The sequence below is a fragment of the Streptomyces sp. DvalAA-43 genome (assembly GCF_900091725.1).
Lineage (GTDB): Bacteria > Actinomycetota > Actinomycetes > Streptomycetales > Streptomycetaceae > Streptomyces > Streptomyces pulveraceus.
Genome location: NZ_FMBW01000031.1, coordinates 24,496 through 42,035 on the forward strand (window position 1 = coordinate 24,496; position 17,540 = coordinate 42,035).

Here is a 17,540-nt window from a genome sequence, read left to right on the forward strand (position 1 = left end):
CCCATGGCCGCGACGGGGGCAGCGGGCATCAGGGCTGGATGCCGTCGTACTGGAGGACGCGGTACGGCGTCTTGCCCTGGTTCACCGACTGCCACTGCGAGGCGATCAGGGTCAGGGACGTGGCACTCGCGCTGCCGGGATGGATGTATCCGCCGTAGAGGAACGGGAGCTGGGGCCTGCCCCAGTGGTGCGGCGGCAGACCGTCGCCGACGATCTGGGGCTTGGGGGCGGTCCAGACGGCATCGGGGCGGGACGCGGTGCGGGTGCAGATCGCGTAGTCGTCCACGTCGAAGTAGCTCATGCAGTACGTGCTGCCGATCCGCTTGACGGAGAACTCCCCGATCCTGTTCCCGGAGAGCATGATCGACGGTGCCGGCGCCGTCGTCCACTGCCAGCGGTTGTCCAGGAAGGCCCAGTTCTCCTGGGCCCCGAAGTTGCCCGCGCGGAACTCGTCCGGCCGGATGCGGAACAGCTGGATCGCGCCGCCGTCGGCGGTGTTCGAATGCGTGCCGTTCCAGCGCTTGGAGAAGATGTACAGCCAGCCGTCGGGATCGATGCCCGCGAACGACCACATCCCGTACATGGACTGGTTCGTCCCCTGGGTGTCGCCCGCCCAGTGGTACGGGTAGTCCTGCCAGGTCACGCCGTAGTCGTCCGAGTACGCGACGCCCGACATCAGCGAGCCGTCGTACCCGGCCGGGATGTTGTCCCACAGGGCCACCGAGGTGTACTGGATGTACGTGCGGCCGCCGAACTCGATGCAGTCGTTGGGGATGCGGGAGATCTCGAAGCCGTGCCCGTTGTCCGCCCGGTGCGCGTAGTCGAAGCACTGGCGGGCCGCGCCTCCGGTGGGCAGCGCCCAGGTGAACGAGATCGGGCTCGCGCCGGAGGCGTCGAAGCCCGCCTGGTTCAGGATCACCGGAGACCCCAGATAGGGATCGGCCTGGGCGATCCCGCCGAACGCGTCGCCGAACACATAACCCCAGGTGTTGTCGTGCTCCCGGTAGTACGGGATCGCCAGGTCACCGGAGCCGAGACCCTGCGCGCTCGCCGAGTCGCCGGGCTGCTCGCACAGCGGGGCGCCGCTCTGGAGCAGCCGCGCGGCCGGGCGCCCCGGGGCGGACCGGTCGCGGGCGGCGGCCACGCCGGGGGCGGCGCCCAGCAGTCCGGCACCCAGGGCGAAGCCCATGCCTGCCTTGAGCGCCGACCGGCGGGTGGCGGCCCGGCGCTCCGGCTGTGAGGGGGTGGACATGGTCGGATCCTCCGTGTGTCGGGGAGAGCGGGTGCGGCGGCGAGGGGTGGGGTACGGCGCCGGGTCACGCCTTGCGGAGCCGGGCGATGACTCCGTCGAGGTCGCGCTGGAAGAGATCGGGGCGCACGAAGTGCCCGCCGGGCACCTCGTGCCACTCGTGCGGGATGCCCGCCTGGCCGAGCCGGTCCCGGAACTCCCGCTGGCCCGCGAGCACCTGGGTCTCGTTGACCGTGTCGAACCAGTTGACAGGGTCGGGACTCGTGCCGGCGACCAGGTAGACCCGCTTGTTCCGGTAGCTCTCGATGCGCTCGACGGGGTTGTCGGCGCTGACCCTGGCCTCGTCCCACAGCGGCGCCCCGTAGACCGTGCCGCCGCCCAGGTCCAGGGCGGCGGAGGAGGCGTTGGCCCAGTGGGCGACCAGACCGAAGTCGCGGCGCAGGCTGGCGGGGCCGGAGTGGGCGCTCACCGAGGCGAAGTGGCCGTAGTACTTCGCCGCGTACTTCAGCGCGCCGAAGCCGCCCATCGAGAACCCGGCGACCGCGCGGCCGTCGTACTCGGCGAAGGTGCGGAAGTTCGCGTCGATCCACGGGACCAGCTGGGCGATGTGGAAGGTCTCCCAGTTCCGGGCGCCGGTGTTGGAGCTGACCGGGTTGGAGTACCAGCCCGCGTGACCGCCGTCGGGCATCACGACGATCACCGGCTTGCCCGCGGTCCAGTCGCGGATGCCCAGGCGGTCGAAGGTGATGAAGTCCTGGTCCGTGCCCCCGCCGTGGAACACGTAGAGGACCGGGTAGGTGCGGCCGCTGGTGTGGTAGTCGTCGGGGAGCAGCACGTTGACGCCGGGGTTCCAGCCGATCGCGTCGGTCTGGAACCGGTAGTACCACATGCGGTGGTCGCTCTCGTTGCGGTCCACGATGTGCAGCCCGAAGCCGTCACCGGCCGCGCTCGCCGCCGTGGCCGACGCGAGGACGCCGCCCGCGCCGAGCGCCAGTGCGGCGGAGAGGCCGCCTGCGGTCTTCAGGATGTTCCTGCGGGTGGGGTGCTGGTGCGTGCTCAACGCGTTCTCCTGGTCGTCGTCAGTGGTGATGAAGCGAGTGGCAGTGGAAGTAGCGGCTGGGGTGGGCTAGTTGTCGGTGATCCAGGTGCCGCGGTCGGCGTTCCAGTGGATGGTGGCCTTCTGGAACTTCTGTGCTTTGCCGCCGCCCGCTTCGTCGGTTTCGTCGGTGAGGGGGTAGCCGAGTGCGGTTTCGTGTCCGGCGGCGTGGAAGGCGTCGTAGATGGCGCCGTGGACGGTGTGGGCTCCGGTCTGGGGGGACCAGAGGAAGAGGCCGTGTTCGAAGAACTGGTAGCGGCCCCGGGTTCCGTCGGGTGCTGGTGCGGCGTCGGCTTCGTCGGTGGTGGGGAAGCCCCAGCGGCGTTCGGCGTCGGTGTCCCAGAACTTGGTGAGGATGTCGCCGTAGATGGCGTGGGCCTCGTCCGGGTGCCAGAGGATGATCCCGTTCTGGAACTGCTGGAAACGTCCGCCGAGCGAGGAGTCGCGTTCCCCCGTGATCGGCCGGCCCAGCGGTCCGCCCGGCCCGCCCGTGCTGTCGTACTTCGCCGCGATGGTGCCGTACGGAATGAGGTCGTCCAGGTTGTTGTAGCGGCGGGGCGCGAAGCCCCTGAGCCCGTCGCCCCACACCCGCTCCTCGGCGACGTGCCCGAAGTCGTACTCCTCGCGCACCACCGGCTGGGTGCGGGCCGGGTCCGCCCAGCGGAGGAAGAGCGCCACATGGTCCGTGCCGCCCGAGTCGCGCAGCAGGGCGTCGCCGGGCTGGAGGTCGCCCGCGGGGATGTCGAAGGTGACGTCCCACAGGCCCCAGGTGGTCAGGGACGTACCGAGGTTCCAGGCCATCGACACATAGCCCGAACAGTCCGGCCGGTAGCAGCCGAACTGGTTCTCGTGGCAGCCGCTCTGGCTGTACGGCACCTGCTCGGCGATCCACGACCACGCGCGGTCCATCGCCTCGCCGCGCCCGATCGGCCCGCCCGGTTCCGAGGCGCTCGCGGCGGGCGCCGTGGTGAACGTGATCGCGAGGGCCGCCAGGACCAGGGTCACTGCCCCGATCATGCGCCGAAGGCTCAGAAGGATCAGCGGTCTCATGGCTGTCTCCCGGTCGGTTGTCCGGTCAGTTGTCGGTGATCCAGGTGCCGCGGTCGGCGTTCCAGTGGATGGTGGCCTTCTGGAATTTCTGTGCTTTGCCGCCGCCCGCTTCGTCGGTTTCGTCGGTGAGGGGGTAGCCGAGTGCGGTTTCGTGTCCGGCGGCGTGGAAGGCGTCGTAGATGGCGCCGTGGACGGTGTGGGCTCCGGTCTGGGGGGACCAGAGGAAGAGGCCGTGTTCGAAGAACTGGTAGCGGCCCCGGGTTCCGTCGGGTGCTGGTGCGGCGTCGGCTTCGTCGGTGGTGGGGAAGCCCCAGCGGCGTTCGGCGTCGGTGTCCCAGAACTTGGTGAGGATGTCGCCGTAGATGGCGTGGGCCTCGTCCGGGTGCCAGAGGATGATCCCGTTCCGGAAGAGCTGGAAACGTCCGCCGAGCGAGGAGTTCTCCTCGGCGCGGAGCGGCGGGCCGAGCGGGCCCCCGGGGCCGCCCAGGTCGGCGTACTTCGTGCCGATCGTGCCGTACGGCTGGAACGCCTCGGCCATCAGCTCGCGGGCGTAGCCCTCCGCCTGGGGGTAGCGCTCCGGGTACGCGGAGCGCTGGACGGCCTGGGCCAGCTCGCCCGCGGTGTCCCAGTCGGGCTCTATCTGCTGGGCCACCTCGAAGAACTTGTTCGCCGCGAAGTCGACGTCGAGGCACTGGGCGGGTTCGCACCAGCCCATCGAGGGCCGCTGCTGGAAGACCCCGAGCGAATCCCGGTCCCCGCACGCCAGGTTGTTCATACGGGACTCGACCCAGCCCGTCTCGAAGCCGGCGAGCATCACCTTGTCGGACACGCCCCGGCGCTGCCCGACCTCGTACACCTTGCGGGTCACGGCGATGTCCCGGTCCGCCGGGATGTCGCAGAACAGTGTGGCCGGGGCGGTGTTGGCGAGCGGGCCCGGCACATCGCCCGCGTCCCGGGCGAAGGCCGGGTTGCCGAGGCCGGTCACGGCCACCATGACCAGCAGGACCGCTGATCTCCGTATCGCGCGTCGTCGTTCGGTCGAGCCACGCACCTGACTGCTCCTCGGGGGAGTTGGGGGAGTTGGGGGGGAGACGGCAGTGTTCGCGGTGGTGGCCGCGTCAGAACCAGCTCTGGTACGGGGTGTCGTTGCACGGCCAGGTGCGGAAGCCCAGGGAGCTGTCGTCGATGCACCGCAGGGTCGCCTGGTTCTGGAAGCGGACCGTGCCGTCGCCCCAGACCTTGATCCACCAGCTCTGCTCCGGTCCGGAGCCGCAGGTACCGACGGTGCGGAACCCGTTGTCGCTGTCCTCGACGCAGCGGTTCGTGTTGACGTTGCGCAGCTGGCGCGTTCCGTCGGCCCAGACCTTCACGTCCCACAGCTGCGGATTGCTTCCGTTGCAGCTCCAGGTGCGGAAGCCGTCGTCGGTGTCGTCCATGCAACGGCCCGTGGCCTGGTTACGGAAGCTCTGGGTGGCATCAGCGGCCCGCGCGGCGGACGCGGAGCCGTTCTCGGCGGCCAGGGCGCCGGGCGGCGCGGTCAGGGAGGCGAGGACGAAGACCCCGCCGAGCAGGAGCGAGCGCGTGCCGCGCATGGGCTGTTCCCTCTTCCTTGCGGTGGCTGTGGTCCGCAAGCCTGCCGCCGGGCCGCCCGGCGGGACATCCGGAACGATCCGGAGTGACAGCCCGCGACGCCGACGCCGACACTCATCGGACGGGTTCGGGCCGCGGGCAGTCGGGAACCCGGGGGCGGTCCGTCGTGCGCACGGCGGGCAGCCAGGCCGAGGAACGGGAGGAGCCGGCCGGCAGACGGACCCGGTACCACTGGGTGGAGCGGGCGTCCGACTCGTCGATGATGGGCACCCCCTTGGGGAGGCGGCACTCGACGGCGAGGACGTCGCCGTGCCACACCCGTGTCGGTACGACGTTGTCGATGGTGTACGGCACAAGGGGATCGATCGCCAGGCCGAGACTGCACTGCGGGGTCCGGTCCGTACGGTCCCGGCAGGTGTCGTCGGCGTTGAACACCCGGAGCCTGCCGGGCGGTTCGCCCCTCGCGCCGGACGCGCCGCCGCCGAGGTGCGACCAGACCGTGGCGGCCACCGCGCACACCGCGACGGTCAGCAGGACGGCGCGGGTCCCCCACCGGCGGCGGACCGGGCGGGGCGGCACCGACCGGGCGTTGATGCGCGCCAGCAGGCTCTCGGCGGTGTGCGCGGAGCGGTCGGCGTGGGTGGGGGCCAGGCAGTCGGCGGCCAGGGCCCGCCAGAACGGCGGCACCGCACTGTCGAGCCGCAGCGGCGCGCGCCCCTCGGCGTACTCCTGTACCGCCGCGCCGCGTGACACCGGGGTCGCACCGGGGAACGGCGAGGCGCCGGAGGCGAACACCTCGTGGACCATGATGCCCAGGGCCCAGATGTCGGCACTGGGCCGGACCTCCACACCGTGCTCGCCCAGCGGGGCCTGCCAGCGCTCGGGCGGGAGGTAGTCCAGGGTGCCCATCGGCGGCGCGTACCCGTGGGTGCCGTCGGTGCCGGTCAGTTCGGTGGCGAGCCCGAAGTCCGAGAGCTTCAGCGCACCGTCGGCCATCAGCAGGATGTTCTCCGGCTTGAGGTCGCCGTGCACCCAGCCGCTGCCGTGCAGATGGGCCAGGCCCTCGCAGATCTCGGCGAACAGCCTGGGAATGTCCGCCTCCGCGGCTCCGGCGTCGAAGAGGTCCCGCAGACTGCGCGCGGCCCGCTCCATCACCAGCACGATCGCGCCGTCCAGGAACGCCCGGTCCGGATCGCTGACCACGACGGAGTCCAGCAGGCGGATCAGCCGCGGATGGCCGGCCCGGCGGGCCAGTTCGACCTCGCGACGGGCGGTCTCCGCGACCTTGCGGGCCTGGCGCGGTGCGAGCCCGGCGGTCGGCAGGAACTTGAGCGCGACCTCTGCCGGGACGGTGGCCGGGCCGGCTAAGCGATCGGCCGAGGCATCGCGCGGGTGGTCGGCCGGGCCGCCGGCCGGGCCGTCGGTCCTGCCATGGGCCGGGCGGCCCGCGTACACCGTCGCCCAGCCGCCGGACGCGATCGGCTCGACGACCTCCCAGCCGCCGACCCGGTAGCCGCGCGGGAGCAGTTCCGTACGGTCACTTCCTGAGGTGTCGCTCCTGCCACGCACCGTCTCCCCCTCCGGTGGGCCCGCCGCACTCCGGGGGCCCGTGTCTCAACTGCTCGTCTCCCGTTCCCGGATGCGTATCGGCGTCCGGGGCGGCAGCAGTGCCAGATGTTCCTCCCGTACGAGGCCGAAGCGCAGCGCGATCCCGACCAGGGCCTCCCGCTTTCCGTTGCGGCGCGCCCCACCGGAGCCGTGCTCGGCCGGAGTGCTGATCCGCATCTTCTCCTCGGCGAGGTAGTCGATGTGCGAGCTGACCGCCCGCGCCGTCAGCCGGCCGCCGCACGCGGCGTGCCACTTGAGCCGCTCGACGATCTGCGGGGTGGTCGGTACGGCGACCGGCGACTCGTCGCGCAGCCGCGGTTCGCAGAGCGCGACCAGGACCAGGAAGTAGAGGGCCGTCTCGTCCAGCGAGTACGCCGTGACGGTGCGGCTGCCCCACTGGCCCACCATGCCGTCGGGGTCCAGATAGACGTGGTCGGGGGCGAACACCTGGAAGGCGACGGTGGTGTCGCGGCGGGTGGGCAGCACGACCCGGGAGAACTCGAAGGGGATGGGGGCGCCGGCCCGCCGGGGCGGGACCCGCAGATACTCACCCGCCCCCTCGGGGTTCTCCACCAGGTAGCTCTGGGTCGCGCTGTGGTTGCTGAGCTGCCAGTGGTCGTCGGTCACCCGGATCTCGCCGGCCAGCCGGGAGATGGCCTCGTCGTCGAGGCGCAGTTCGACCGGGGTCGTCGCCGAGCCCCGTCCGAAACGCGCCACCTCTCCCGGGCCGAGCCGCAACGTCACCGGGCCGCCGCACGGCACCCCGTCGGCGTCACCGCTTCTTCGCGTACTCCGCGGCGGACAGACCACGTTCTGCGGCAGATAGACCACGATCCCGCTCAGTGCCCCCACCTCGCCCCCGTGCCGGTGACATTGACATCGGTCGAACGGTACCCATCCCGGACAGTGGTCCCGGTCCGGATTCTGGTCGTTTTCGGGCCGTCCTCAGGCTGTCCGCCCTGGAGCGGTGCCGTCCGGGGGAGGCGCGAATCGGCGGGGCCCGTGCCGGGCGCCCAGCTTCGGGTTCTTCCGCGGGGAGACCGGGGCGAGCCGCGCGGACCCACGCGGAACCGGGCGTACGGGAGGGAGTACGCGCCGTGGAGCGCGGTTTCGCGTACTCCGGTGAACTGGCTCGATCTGGCGCATCCGGCGGAGCGGCGCTCCGGCTTTTTCGGGCCATGCTCACGGGCGCGCGCGGCGCATGCTCACGCGCGCGCCGCGGTCGGCGGCCACAAGCGATGCCGAGGGCTCGGATCGTATGCGCCGAGGGTCCGGACCACATGCGCCGAGGGCCCGGATCGCATGGATCCGGGCCCTCGGTGTGGAGTGCTGGGTGCTGGGTGTGCGGCGAAGGGGGAGGGGCGGCGCCCCCCGGAGTTCGCCGTAAGGCCGTGCTCAGCGGTTCAGGACTTGCCCGCCGACTTCATGGAGCTCACCGCGTCGGCGACCGTGCCCCGGTACAGGCCGAGCTTCGGGTCGCGCACCTTGACGTCCGGGCCGAGCTCGAAGTTCTGGGTGTCCGCGTTGGGCATGTGGTCGCCGTCGGCGAGCACGTTCATCTCGTTGATCCAGGTCAGCCCGTTGCCGCCGCTCGGGTTGAGGTCGATCACCGCGATGGCGGCGGTCTTCGGCTTGACCGGGTAGGCCGGTGCGCCGCCCAGGCCACCGGGAACCGCCGGCGTGATGTCCCCGCTGTGGTCCGAGGCCTTCGAGGCGCCCAGGCTGACCCGCGGGAAGTAGCTCAGGCCGCAGGAGTTCGCGCCGGTGTTGTTGACCTCGATCACCTGCTGGGTGGCCGAGCCCTCGCGGGGGTAGACGCGCACCGACAGGTCGCTGCTCTTGCACGGGTGCTTGTAGGCGTAGCTGTCGCTGGTGTTGCCGCTCGCGGTGCTGCCGCCCTTGGACGTGCTCGTCTTCGAGGTGCCCGTCTTCGTGGCACCGGTGTTCTGCGCGGTGCTGTCGGCCTTCGAGGTGCCCGTGGCCTTCGTGGCGTCCGAGGACTGGCCGGCGTCGGTCGACGCGCCGGCCGACGCGGCGTTGTCCGCGCTGCCGGCGGACTTCGTGCCGGTCTCGTCGCCGCCACCGCAGGCGGTGAGTGCCAGAGCGAGGACCGCGGTGACGGCGCCGAGGGCGGCGGTGTGCTTGCGGGTGCGGATCGTACGCATGGAATCTCCCAGGGCGAGGGTGAGAACAAGGCCCGGATCCTGCGGCGAACCGCTCTCTCTGACCTCTTGACAACCTCAGCATCCTGTGGATCGCTCACGTTCCGCTGACGCCTCACTGACGTCCCGCTGACGTCTCCGGGACCGGCCCCGGACCGGGCGCCGCCCCGGTGCGCGGGCGGGCGCGGCGCGTCAGCCGGGTCCGGCGCGGCGCCGCTCCGGGGCCGGGGAGCGGGGGGTGGACGGATGGCCTGAACTGGCGGGCCGGGCGCGGACATTGAGTCCGGCATTGGGCCCTGGGGCCCATGCCGGGTCCCGTGTTGCTGTGGTCGCATACGGATACCGGGGGGAACTGTCGCTGTACCCACTCACAAAGCTGGGGAGACTCGCCGTGTCGGGCATACGAGAACTAGCGGTACCGGGCGGTGCCGCCTTGAGCACCGCCGAGGTCCCTCCGGGCAGACAACCTTTGTCGCGCTCCTTGCAGGCGGTGCTGATTCTCGTCCGGCTGCTCTTCGTCCTCACGGTCGTCGGCACCTTCGACGCGCTGGTCGTGGCCTCGTCCGTCGATGCGCTGGACGGCCGCCTGCTGGGCATGGTGCTGTACGCGGCGCTCCCCGGGATCGCCGGGTTCGTGCTGTCGCTGTACCTGAGGACCGGCGGCGTCTGGATCCGGCGCGGGCTCCTGGCCGTACACGCCTGGCTCATCCTCGGCGCGCTGGCGACGCTGAACGACGCGGAGAACGGGCGGGGCGTGACGCAGCTGGTGCTGCCCGTCGTCGTCCTCGCCCTGCTGTCCCGGCCCAGTGCGCGGGCCTGGTTCCGGCTCGCCCCCGAACAGCGCGTCGAGCACCGGCCGTTCAGCGTCGTCAGGCGGATGGTCAAGTGGCGCCGGGACAACGGTCAGACCGCGATGGAATACCTGGGCATGATCCTCGTGGTCGTCGCCCTCATCGGCGGGCTCGTGGCCACGGGGATCGGCGGGCAGGTGTCCGGCCAGCTCCGGAACGCCATCTGCCAGCTGACCGGAAGCGCCTGCCCGCCGCCCGGCGCCATCGCGGGCGGCAGCAGCGGCAATGGGAACGGCAACGGCAACGGGAACGGTCAGGGGAGCGGCGGTGCCAGCTCCGGCGCCGGGTCCGAAGGTGCCACCGTGACCGGTGGGACGGGTGCCGACGGGTCGGATGCGACCGGCGGTGCCGGCGGGGCCGGGGGATCTGAAGCCTCAGGCGGTGCCGGTGGTGCCGGTGGCTCGGACGGATCCGGTGGTGCCGGTGGTGCCGGTGGTGCCGGTGGTGCTGGTGGTTCGGACGGAACCGGTGGTTCTTCTTCAGGAGTCGACGCGGGTAGACAATCCCCGACCACGGGTTCCACCCACCGCCCGGACGGCAACTTCTTCACCGGCATCGTGGGCGACGACGGTCTGCTGGGCGACGTCACCGGCGCCATCGACACGATCGCGCACCCGGTCAACACCGCCAAGGGCGTCGCCGACCAGTACGCCCAGGCCGCCAACAAGGCGGGCGACAAGTGGAACAAGGGCAAGTACGTGGCCGCCGCCTGGGACCTGACCAAGGGGTCCGGCGGAGGCGGCAGCGCGCTCACCGGACTGCCCGGCTCCGGCGGCCGCGTCGAGTCGGCGGTACGGGACGGGGAGCGGCAGTACCTCAACGACCGCATCCCGCGCGGCTCCAGCCCGGCCGGGCGCGAGGCGTGGTGGAAGGGGCTGACCCAGGAGCAGCGGGACCGGTACCTGGAGCTCTCCCCGGACCAGATCGGCAGCCTGGACGGCATCCCGGTGGCGGACCGGGACACGGCCAACCGCCGGAACCTGCCGGACCTGATCTCGAAGCTGGAGGGCCAGAACGACAAGGCGTCGAAGGAGAAGCTGGCCGGGCTGCGCGAGATCGACCGGCAGCTGAAGGAGGGCAGCCAGCCCCCGATGTACCTCATCGGCATCGGCGACGAGGGCAACGGGCGCGCGATCGTCTCCTACGGGAACCCCGACACCTCGAAGAACGTGTCGGCGTACGTACCGGGGCTGAACACCTCCCTCGACGAGGAATTCGCGAAGAACGACCTCAAGCGCGCCCGTGACACGGCGATCGGCGCCCAGGGCTACGACCCGTCCAGCGCGTCGATCGTCTGGCTCGGATACGACGCGCCGCAGACGCCGGACGGGCTGTCGAGCCTGGCGGTCGCGGGCACCGGCCGGGCGGAGAAGGGCGGCGTGGCGTACAACGACTTCATGAGCGGCATCTCGGCCACCAACCAGAACAAGGACCCGCACATCACGGCCATCGGGCACTCCTACGGCTCGCGCACCGTCGGCGCCGCCGCCAAGCACATCGGCGGGATCCCCGGGGTGGACGACATCATCCTGGTCGGCAGCCCCGGGGTGGGCGTGGACCGGGCCGTGGACCTCGGCGTCGGTGCCGGGCACGTCTTCGTCGGCGCCGCCGCCAACGACCCGGTGACCAAGCTCCCGTCCAAGACGCAGGTCGTCGTGGGCGGGATCGGGATGATCCTGGGCGGTCCGGCCGGCGCGTACATCGCGGGTGACCTGGCCGACCGGGGCGACGACGATCTCTGGTTCGGCAAGGACCCGGCGAGCAAGGCCTTCGGGGCCACGCGGTTCCCGGTGGACCCGGGCAAGCCCATGAGCTTCGATTCGCACTCGAACTACTTCAACCCGGTGCGGGACGCCGTGTCCGCCGACAGCATCGCCCTTATCGTGTCGGGACACTCCGACCGGCTCAAGATGGAGGAACAGCGATGAGGCGCAGATTCCAGATCGTCGCGGTCGCTCTGGCTGTCGGCTTCACGTTGTCCGCCTGCGGCAGCGAGAAGGCACAGTCGGGTGCGGACACGAGCACCCCGGCCGCCGAGAGCGGCACGGGCAGCAAGGACACCAAGGGCACCAAGGGGAACAGCATGGACATGCAGGAGGCCGCCGACCGGGCCGACGGCATGCTCGACGCCGTACTGAAGGAGATCAACCCCGAGGTCCAGTGGGCCCACGGTCCCACGTCCAAGGGCAGCTGCGATGTGACGCGCAGGCGCACCGTCATGACCATCGTGTCCGCGGACCGCCGACAGGGCTTCCTGGACCAGGTCGAGAAGTTCTGGCGCGCGAGCGACTACCGCATCAAGGCGAAGAACAACGATACGGAGTTCCCGGCGGTCTACGCGGTGACGAAGGACGGCTTCGGCATCAGTGTGAGCGTCCGCGCCAAGGGGCAGGCCTTCTTCGAGGCGGACACCCCCTGCGTGAAGGAGTCGAAGGTCGCCGACTCCGTGTCCAAGCCGAACGGTCCGGCGTACGAGGGCGTCTATCCGCTCCCCAGCCCCAATGTGCGCTCAGAGTTCTGGTCCGCCGGCGCTTCCTGACGGTGCATCGGTGATGCGGTGTGGTGCGTCGGTCGGTCGATCCGGCCGGCGCACCGGGTGCGCCGGGTGCGCCGGGCCGCGTGTCCGGTGCGCCGGGCCGGTGGTCCCGTGCGCCGGAATGGCCGGTCGATGCCCCTCGGTGACCCTGATTACTCGTACACACCCTCGAAACCGCCCATGAACACGTCCCCGATGGGGGATGGTTGAGGGGTGCGGAAATTCTGGGTGATCGGTGGCATCGGTGTCGGCATGGCCATGTGCTTCGTGGCGTTGCTCGTCGTCGGTACGTACTCCGCCGCCGCCGGGCTCGCCGGTCCCGGCGGCGGTGCCGTGGCGCTGGCCAAGGGGGCCGTGCCCGCGAAGTTCCAGTCGCTGGTGCAGAAGTGGGGCAACCTCTGTCCCGCCATCAACCCGGCCCTGCTGGCCGCCCAGCTGTACCAGGAGAGCGGGTGGAACCCCCGGGCCCAGAGCCCCGCCGCCGCGCAGGGCATCGCCCAGTTCATCCCGGGCACCTGGGCCACCCACGGCATCGACGGGGACAACGACGGCGACCGGGACGTATGGGACCCGGCCGACGCGATCCCCTCCGCCGCCTCGTACGACTGCGAACTGGCCGGGTACGTGAAGAAGGTGCCGGGGGATCAGACGGACAACATGCTGGCCGCGTACAACGCCGGCGCGTACCGGGTGATCCGGTCCGGCGGGGTGCCGGCCATCTCGGAGACGCAGAACTACGTCACCATCATCCGCTCCCTGGAGAAGAGCTTCGCCAGGCCCGTCGGCCGCGTCGCCCCCTCGGAGCAGGCGGCCGGGGCGATCTACTTCGCCCAGAAGAAGCTCGGTACGCCGTACCTCTGGGGCGGGAACGGCACGCCCGAGCAGAACGGGCGGTTCGACTGCTCGGGGCTGACCCAGGCCGCGTACCGGACCGTGGACATCGAGCTGCCCCGGGTGGCGAACGATCAGTACAACGCCGGGCCGCACCCCTCCCGGGACGAGCTGCTCCCGGGCGACCTGGTGTTCTTCTCGAACGACCTGGGCAACTCACGGGCCATCCATCACGTGGGGATCTACGTCGGCGGCGGCTACATGATCAACGCTCCGTACACCGGGGCCGTGATCCGGTTCGACAAGATCGACGCGCCCGACTACTTCGGCGCGACGCGCGTGACCAAGGACGGGGCCGCGGCCCTTCCGACGGCCCGGCCGGCGGCATGACGCGGTGGCGGCGGTGGCCGGAACTCTCCGTGAAGCCTGGGCCCTGAGCTGCGACGACGAGTCTCTCTTCGATAACGTCATGGTGATCATTCGGTGGAGAGTGGAACGCGGGCACGGGCGACGTCGTTCCCTGGGTGGACCGGAACCACGGCGCATCGAGCATGCGGCGGCTGTCCGAAAGGCCCTCGCGGGCGGAGCAGCCGCACGGCACCGATCCACGCAGTACGGATCAGCGCAGTACGGATCAGCGCAATGATCGAACCGACACGGGGGTTCGTCACAGCGGTGCACATGGGCGTGCCCGCGGCAGCAGACAAGGCAAGGGGCCGCAGCAGATGGCTGGACTCGCACTGGATGGGTCGAACCCCGACGTCAGCCTGCTCTACGACATCAACGGACTCGCGAAGTCCGCTCCCACCTGGTTCGACCGGGTCATGGAGTTCGTCGGTGAGTACGGAATCATGCTCGGCATGGTCCTGGTGGTCCTGTGGTGCTGGTGGAGCGTGCGCCGCCGCGGCACGGTCGACGACTCGGTGACGGCGGTCTCCGGAATCGTCTGGGCCCCGCTCGCCGCCGGGATCGCGCTCCTGATCAACATCCCGATCCGCGGATTCGTGCACCGGCCCCGCCCGTTCCGGGACCACCAGGGCCTGGACGTCCTGGTGTCGGGGAAGACCGACTTCTCCTTCGTGAGCGACCACGCCACGATGGCGATGGCACTGGCCGTCGGGATCTTCGTGGCCAACCGGAAGTTCGGCATCGCCGCGATCGCGCTCGCCCTCCTGGAGGGCTTCTGCCGGATCTACATGGGCGTCCACTACCCGACCGATGTCATCGGCGGATTCGCGCTCGGCACGGCGGTCGCCCTGCTGCTCGCCCCGCTGGCGATGATGCTGCTGACCCCGCTGGCGGCGGCCGTCTCGCGGTCGGAGCGGTTCGGGTGGCTCGTACGGTCGCGTCGGCCGGAGCCGGTGCCCGCGGCCGGTGGCCGGGCCGGGGCGTTCGGCATCCCCGAGCCGCGGCCGGGCACGGGCGGCGGCGACGGCGAGAAGGACCTCGCCGCATAGGCCTGTCCGGCGGCAGCCCTCAGAGCCCCTGCGGGAAGGCGAAGAGGCGGTCGGGGTCGTACTGCTTCTTCAGGGCGGTGAGGCGCTCGGCCGCCGAGCCGTAGTAGGCCCGGCGCCAGTCGGTCAGCGCCGGGTCGGTGTAGTTCTGGTAGGCCGCTCCGGACGCGTGGCGGCGCATCGCCGCATGAGTGTTTTTCAGCCAGTCCTGCTGGGCGCCGCCCGCCGTGCCGGGGTTCCAGGAAGCGATGTACTGGCTGAGCACCCGCGAGCCGCGGTGGACGAAGGCCGTCGCCTGCGGGGAGACCCGGTTGATCGCCCCGCCGAGCGCGGTGAGCGCGACGGAGCCGGACCCGCCGCCCCGCGTCACCGGAATCCGGGTGAACGCCTCGGTCCGGTCGAGCAGCGCCTGTATGCCCGCCGGGGACAGGGAGCGGTCGTAGAAGTCGGACGCGGCGGCGTACGTCTCGCGCCGGAGCGTGCCCTGGGTGGTGCGGCCGGGCGTCGTCCCCGGCAGATGGCACTGCGCGTCGGTGATGCCCGAGCAGCCCGCGTACCCGAGCATCGAATCCTGGTAGCTGCGGCGGCGCAGCGAGACGGAGGAGGCCGGGGCGCCGATCCGGTCGGCGAGGCGGTCCACGGCGTTCTGCAGGTCGCCGTAGGTGCCCAGGCTGAACGCGGCGACCGAGACGGTCGGGGCGACGCCTCCCGGGCCGGCGTCGAGATGCGCCGAGGACCAGATCTCGTCGGGCTGGGACGGGCCCCACTCCTGCCAGGCCGAGACGACGGACCGGGCGCGCGACCACGGCCACGACAGGTACGCGGTGACCGTCCGCGGGACCGGGCGGGTCCGGAACGTCAGCTCGGTGACCACGCCGAAGTTGCCGTTGCCCGCGCCGCGCAGCGCCCAGAAGAGGTCCGGGTGGTGCCCTGCGTCCACGGTGAGGGTCTTGCCGTCGGCCGTGACGATGGTCGCCGCGGTCAGGCTGTCGCAGGTCAGGCCGTATGCGCGGGAGGCGACGCCGTGGCCGCCGCCGAGGGTGAGGCCGGAGATGCCGACGGTGGGGCAGGAGCCCCCGGGGATCGTCAGACCACTGCGGGCGAGGCCCTGGTAGACGTCGATGAGCCGGGCGCCCGCGCCGATCGTGCCGTCCGGGCCGACCCGGGAGAGGGACGAGACGTCCAGGACGAGGCGCCCGTCGCCGCTCGACCAGCCCGCGTAGGAGTGGCCGCCGCTGCGGATGGAGACGGGGGTGCCCGTGCGGCGGGCGAAGGAGAGGCACTCGCGGACGTCCGCCTCGTGCCGTACGTAGGCGACGGCCGCGGGCTTCAGGTCGTCGAAGCGGGTGTTGTAGAGCTGACGGGCGGTCGGATAGGAGGCGTCCTGGGGCCGTATGAGGCTGCCGTCGAGGTTCCCGGCCAGGGCGGACCAGTCCGCGGCCCCGGCGGAGGAGGGCTTCGGCGGGGCTGATGTGGCGGGTGAGGCGGGTGTGCTGCCCGTGCCGTCCGTGCCGCCCGGGGTGCCGGACGCGCCGGGGGACGCGCCGTCGGAGGTGGATGTGCCGCTGCAGGCGGTGGTGGTGGCGCCGGTGAGCACCACCGCGGCGCCCGCGGTGAGCAGGGTGCGCCGGGCCGGCGGGCGTGGCTGGTTCATCGGATCTCCGAGTCTTGGCGCTGACGGGCCGGACGGTGGGGGGCGGAGGCCGGACGGTGGTGGGGAGGGCGGAGGCCGGGCACGGGGGGATCACCCGGTCGGGTCGGGGGAGATGTCAGGGGGCCGCCGCGCGGTGCTCCGCGGCGTCGGTGCGGGCCCGGTCTCTGGAGCGGCGGGCCGGTCCGGACCAGCCGCAGCCGCAGCGTGCGGTGCAGAAGGAGCCGCGTTCCACGGTCGTGGGCTGGTGCCCGGTGGACGCGGCGTCGGGGGCGGTCGGCGGGACCTCGTCGGTGGGTCGCTCATGCACCCGTCCACGGTACTGGGCACGGCCACCCGGCGGTGCGGCGGACGGGGGCGGCGTGACGGGGGACACGGGGCGTCGTTATGCGGAACGGATGGGCCTCTCGGGCAGGCGTTACGGCGTTGGGGGTTGGCAGGCGATGGTGGTGCGGCAGCACAGGTCCGGAAGCGGGGTGCGCGCTGTCTGCGCCCTCGCCGTGGTGGGCGTGATGGCGACGGCCGCCGGATGCTCGGGCGGTGGTGGCGGTGGCAGTGCCGTGGCCGACGGGCAGGGCGGGGCCGAGGCCCTCGACACGGTCCACCGCGCGGCCGCGGTGCTCGCGGGGACGGCGAGCGGGACCGGGACGACGGCCGTGGCCGGGGTCGGCCCCGCGACCGGGGCCACCGCCGGGACCGCCGAGGTGCGTACGGCGATGGAGACGGCGGCGGGCGGCACGCGGGTGACCATCAGGGGCCGGGGCTCGTACGACTTCCGCAGCGGCAGGGGCCGGCTCACGGTCGTACTGCCCAAGGACGCCGCCGGTGAGGACGAGCACCGTCCCATCACCGAACTGCTGGCCCCGGGCGCGCTCTACATGAGGAACCGGGGCGCCGGGGTGCCCGCAGACAAATGGGTCAGGGTCGACACGACGACGCTGGCGGACGGCAACCTCGTCACCGGCGGGGTGACCGATCCGATGGCCGCCGCCGAGCTGCTGCGCGGGGCGCGTCGGGTGACGTACGTGGGGAGGACCGTGCTCGCCGGGATCCCGGTGCGGCACTACCGGGGGACGGCGGAGATCGGGCTCGCCGCGCGCGGGGCCGGGCCCGGCTCGCGCGGGGCGCTGGCCGCGGCGGCGAAAGGGTTCCGCACGGACACGGTGCCGTTCGACGCGTACCTCGACGACCAGGGGCGGCTGCGCAAGGTGCGCCACCGGTTCAGCTTCGCCAACGAGGGGCCGCCGGTGGAGGTGGTGTCGACCACCCTGCTGTTCGGGTTCGGGGCGCCGGTCTCCGTACGGCTGCCGGACGGCCGGGACATCTACACGGGGCGGATCCGGCAGCGGTAGCCGAGGGCGGACAGGTGCGGATGCGGGCGGTGGGATAGGCATGCCGGCCGTGACGAAATGGTCCGTCCGTGCCATGCGCGGCGTGTGGTCCGCTCCCTACGCTAGGAAGC

15 protein-coding genes are annotated in these 17,540 nt (G+C 71.9%); 5 read left to right on the top strand and 10 right to left on the bottom strand.

What is annotated here, in order from left to right; all coding sequences use genetic code 11:
• Positions 1–28 precede the first annotated feature (28 nt).
• The 8 genes from GA0115234_RS08050 to GA0115234_RS08085 all read right to left on the bottom strand — a co-directional run bounded on the left by GA0115234_RS08050 (position 29) and on the right by GA0115234_RS08085 (position 8,758).
• The gene (locus GA0115234_RS08050; RefSeq protein ID WP_093540192.1) at positions 29–1,252 is read right to left on the bottom strand and encodes a DUF4185 domain-containing protein; all 1,224 of its coding nucleotides are present in this window, start codon (positions 1,250–1,252) and stop codon (positions 29–31) included.
• Between the two features lie 64 nt (positions 1,253–1,316).
• Positions 1,317–2,309, bottom strand: coding sequence for an alpha/beta hydrolase (locus tag GA0115234_RS08055; RefSeq protein ID WP_093540193.1), 993 nt, complete (start codon positions 2,307–2,309; stop codon positions 1,317–1,319).
• Between the two features lie 66 nt (positions 2,310–2,375).
• Positions 2,376–3,362: a hypothetical protein gene (locus tag GA0115234_RS08060; RefSeq protein WP_093540194.1), complete on the bottom strand. Its 987-nt coding sequence runs from the start codon at positions 3,360–3,362 to the stop codon at positions 2,376–2,378.
• Between the two features lie 58 nt (positions 3,363–3,420).
• Positions 3,421–4,389, bottom strand: coding sequence for an LGFP repeat-containing protein (locus tag GA0115234_RS08065; protein ID WP_093540195.1), 969 nt, complete (start codon positions 4,387–4,389; stop codon positions 3,421–3,423).
• A 124-nt stretch (positions 4,390–4,513) separates the two neighbouring features.
• Positions 4,514–4,987 carry an RICIN domain-containing protein gene (locus GA0115234_RS08070; protein WP_093540196.1) on the bottom strand — a complete coding sequence of 158 codons (474 nt, stop codon included), beginning with the start codon at positions 4,985–4,987 and terminating at the stop codon, positions 4,514–4,516.
• Between the two features lie 112 nt (positions 4,988–5,099).
• Positions 5,100–6,554: a serine/threonine-protein kinase gene (locus tag GA0115234_RS08075; protein ID WP_093540197.1), complete on the bottom strand. Its 1,455-nt coding sequence runs from the start codon at positions 6,552–6,554 to the stop codon at positions 5,100–5,102.
• Between the two features lie 45 nt (positions 6,555–6,599).
• Positions 6,600–7,436 carry a serine/threonine protein kinase gene (locus GA0115234_RS08080; protein WP_370804128.1) on the bottom strand — a complete coding sequence of 279 codons (837 nt, stop codon included), beginning with the start codon at positions 7,434–7,436 and terminating at the stop codon, positions 6,600–6,602.
• A 560-nt stretch (positions 7,437–7,996) separates the two neighbouring features.
• Positions 7,997–8,758: a DUF4232 domain-containing protein gene (locus tag GA0115234_RS08085; protein WP_093540198.1), complete on the bottom strand. Its 762-nt coding sequence runs from the start codon at positions 8,756–8,758 to the stop codon at positions 7,997–7,999.
• Between the two features lie 487 nt (positions 8,759–9,245).
• Between GA0115234_RS08085 and GA0115234_RS08090 the strand changes: the two genes are divergently transcribed.
• The 4 genes from GA0115234_RS08090 (at position 9,246) to GA0115234_RS08105 (ending at position 14,430) form a co-directional block, all read left to right on the top strand.
• Positions 9,246–11,534, top strand: a complete 2,289-nt coding sequence (locus tag GA0115234_RS08090; RefSeq protein WP_256088671.1) for an alpha/beta hydrolase — start codon at positions 9,246–9,248, stop codon at positions 11,532–11,534.
• Positions 11,531–12,145: a hypothetical protein gene (locus tag GA0115234_RS08095; RefSeq protein ID WP_176729109.1), complete on the top strand. Its 615-nt coding sequence runs from the start codon at positions 11,531–11,533 to the stop codon at positions 12,143–12,145. The genes GA0115234_RS08090 and GA0115234_RS08095 overlap by 4 nt, the downstream gene beginning before the upstream one ends.
• A gap of 255 nt (positions 12,146–12,400) precedes the next feature.
• On the top strand, positions 12,401–13,363 hold the full coding sequence (locus tag GA0115234_RS08100) for a C40 family peptidase (RefSeq protein WP_272922051.1): 963 nt from the start codon (positions 12,401–12,403) through the stop codon (positions 13,361–13,363).
• 335 nt (positions 13,364–13,698) lie between these two features.
• Complete coding sequence (locus tag GA0115234_RS08105; RefSeq protein ID WP_093540199.1) at positions 13,699–14,430, top strand: phosphatase PAP2 family protein; 732 nt, start codon at positions 13,699–13,701, stop codon at positions 14,428–14,430.
• 19 nt (positions 14,431–14,449) lie between these two features.
• Here the strand turns inward: GA0115234_RS08105 and GA0115234_RS08110 are convergent, their stop codons facing one another.
• Together GA0115234_RS08110 and GA0115234_RS08115 are read right to left on the bottom strand one after the other, a co-directional pair.
• The gene (locus GA0115234_RS08110) at positions 14,450–16,081 is read right to left on the bottom strand and encodes an FAD-binding oxidoreductase (protein ID WP_093540200.1); all 1,632 of its coding nucleotides are present in this window, start codon (positions 16,079–16,081) and stop codon (positions 14,450–14,452) included.
• Between the two features lie 115 nt (positions 16,082–16,196).
• On the bottom strand, positions 16,197–16,388 hold the full coding sequence (locus GA0115234_RS08115; RefSeq protein ID WP_093540201.1) for a hypothetical protein: 192 nt from the start codon (positions 16,386–16,388) through the stop codon (positions 16,197–16,199).
• A 133-nt stretch (positions 16,389–16,521) separates the two neighbouring features.
• Here GA0115234_RS08115 and GA0115234_RS08120 point away from each other — a divergent pair, with 133 nt between their 5' ends.
• Positions 16,522–17,430 (top strand): hypothetical protein, encoded by a 909-nt coding sequence (locus tag GA0115234_RS08120; RefSeq protein WP_093540202.1) that lies wholly within the window; start codon positions 16,522–16,524, stop codon positions 17,428–17,430.
• Positions 17,431–17,540: the final 110 nt, after the last annotated feature.

Coding starts and splice junctions, on each gene's coding strand:
- GA0115234_RS08065 (WP_093540195.1), bottom strand. CDS start 4,389: ATGGTGGCCGTGACCGGCCTCGGCAACCCGGCCTTCGCCCGGGACGCG.
- GA0115234_RS08105 (WP_093540199.1), top strand. CDS start 13,699: ATGGCTGGACTCGCACTGGATGGGTCGAACCCCGACGTCAGCCTGCTC.
- GA0115234_RS08085 (WP_093540198.1), bottom strand. CDS start 8,758: ATGCGTACGATCCGCACCCGCAAGCACACCGCCGCCCTCGGCGCCGTC.
- GA0115234_RS08060 (WP_093540194.1), bottom strand. CDS start 3,362: ATGATCGGGGCAGTGACCCTGGTCCTGGCGGCCCTCGCGATCACGTTC.
- GA0115234_RS08110 (WP_093540200.1), bottom strand. CDS start 16,081: ATGAACCAGCCACGCCCGCCGGCCCGGCGCACCCTGCTCACCGCGGGC.
- GA0115234_RS08070 (WP_093540196.1), bottom strand. CDS start 4,987: ATGCGCGGCACGCGCTCGCTCCTGCTCGGCGGGGTCTTCGTCCTCGCC.
- GA0115234_RS08100 (WP_272922051.1), top strand. CDS start 12,401: ATGTGCTTCGTGGCGTTGCTCGTCGTCGGTACGTACTCCGCCGCCGCC.
- GA0115234_RS08050 (WP_093540192.1), bottom strand. CDS start 1,252: ATGTCCACCCCCTCACAGCCGGAGCGCCGGGCCGCCACCCGCCGGTCG.
- GA0115234_RS08095 (WP_176729109.1), top strand. CDS start 11,531: ATGAGGCGCAGATTCCAGATCGTCGCGGTCGCTCTGGCTGTCGGCTTC.
- GA0115234_RS08120 (WP_093540202.1), top strand. CDS start 16,522: ATGGTGGTGCGGCAGCACAGGTCCGGAAGCGGGGTGCGCGCTGTCTGC.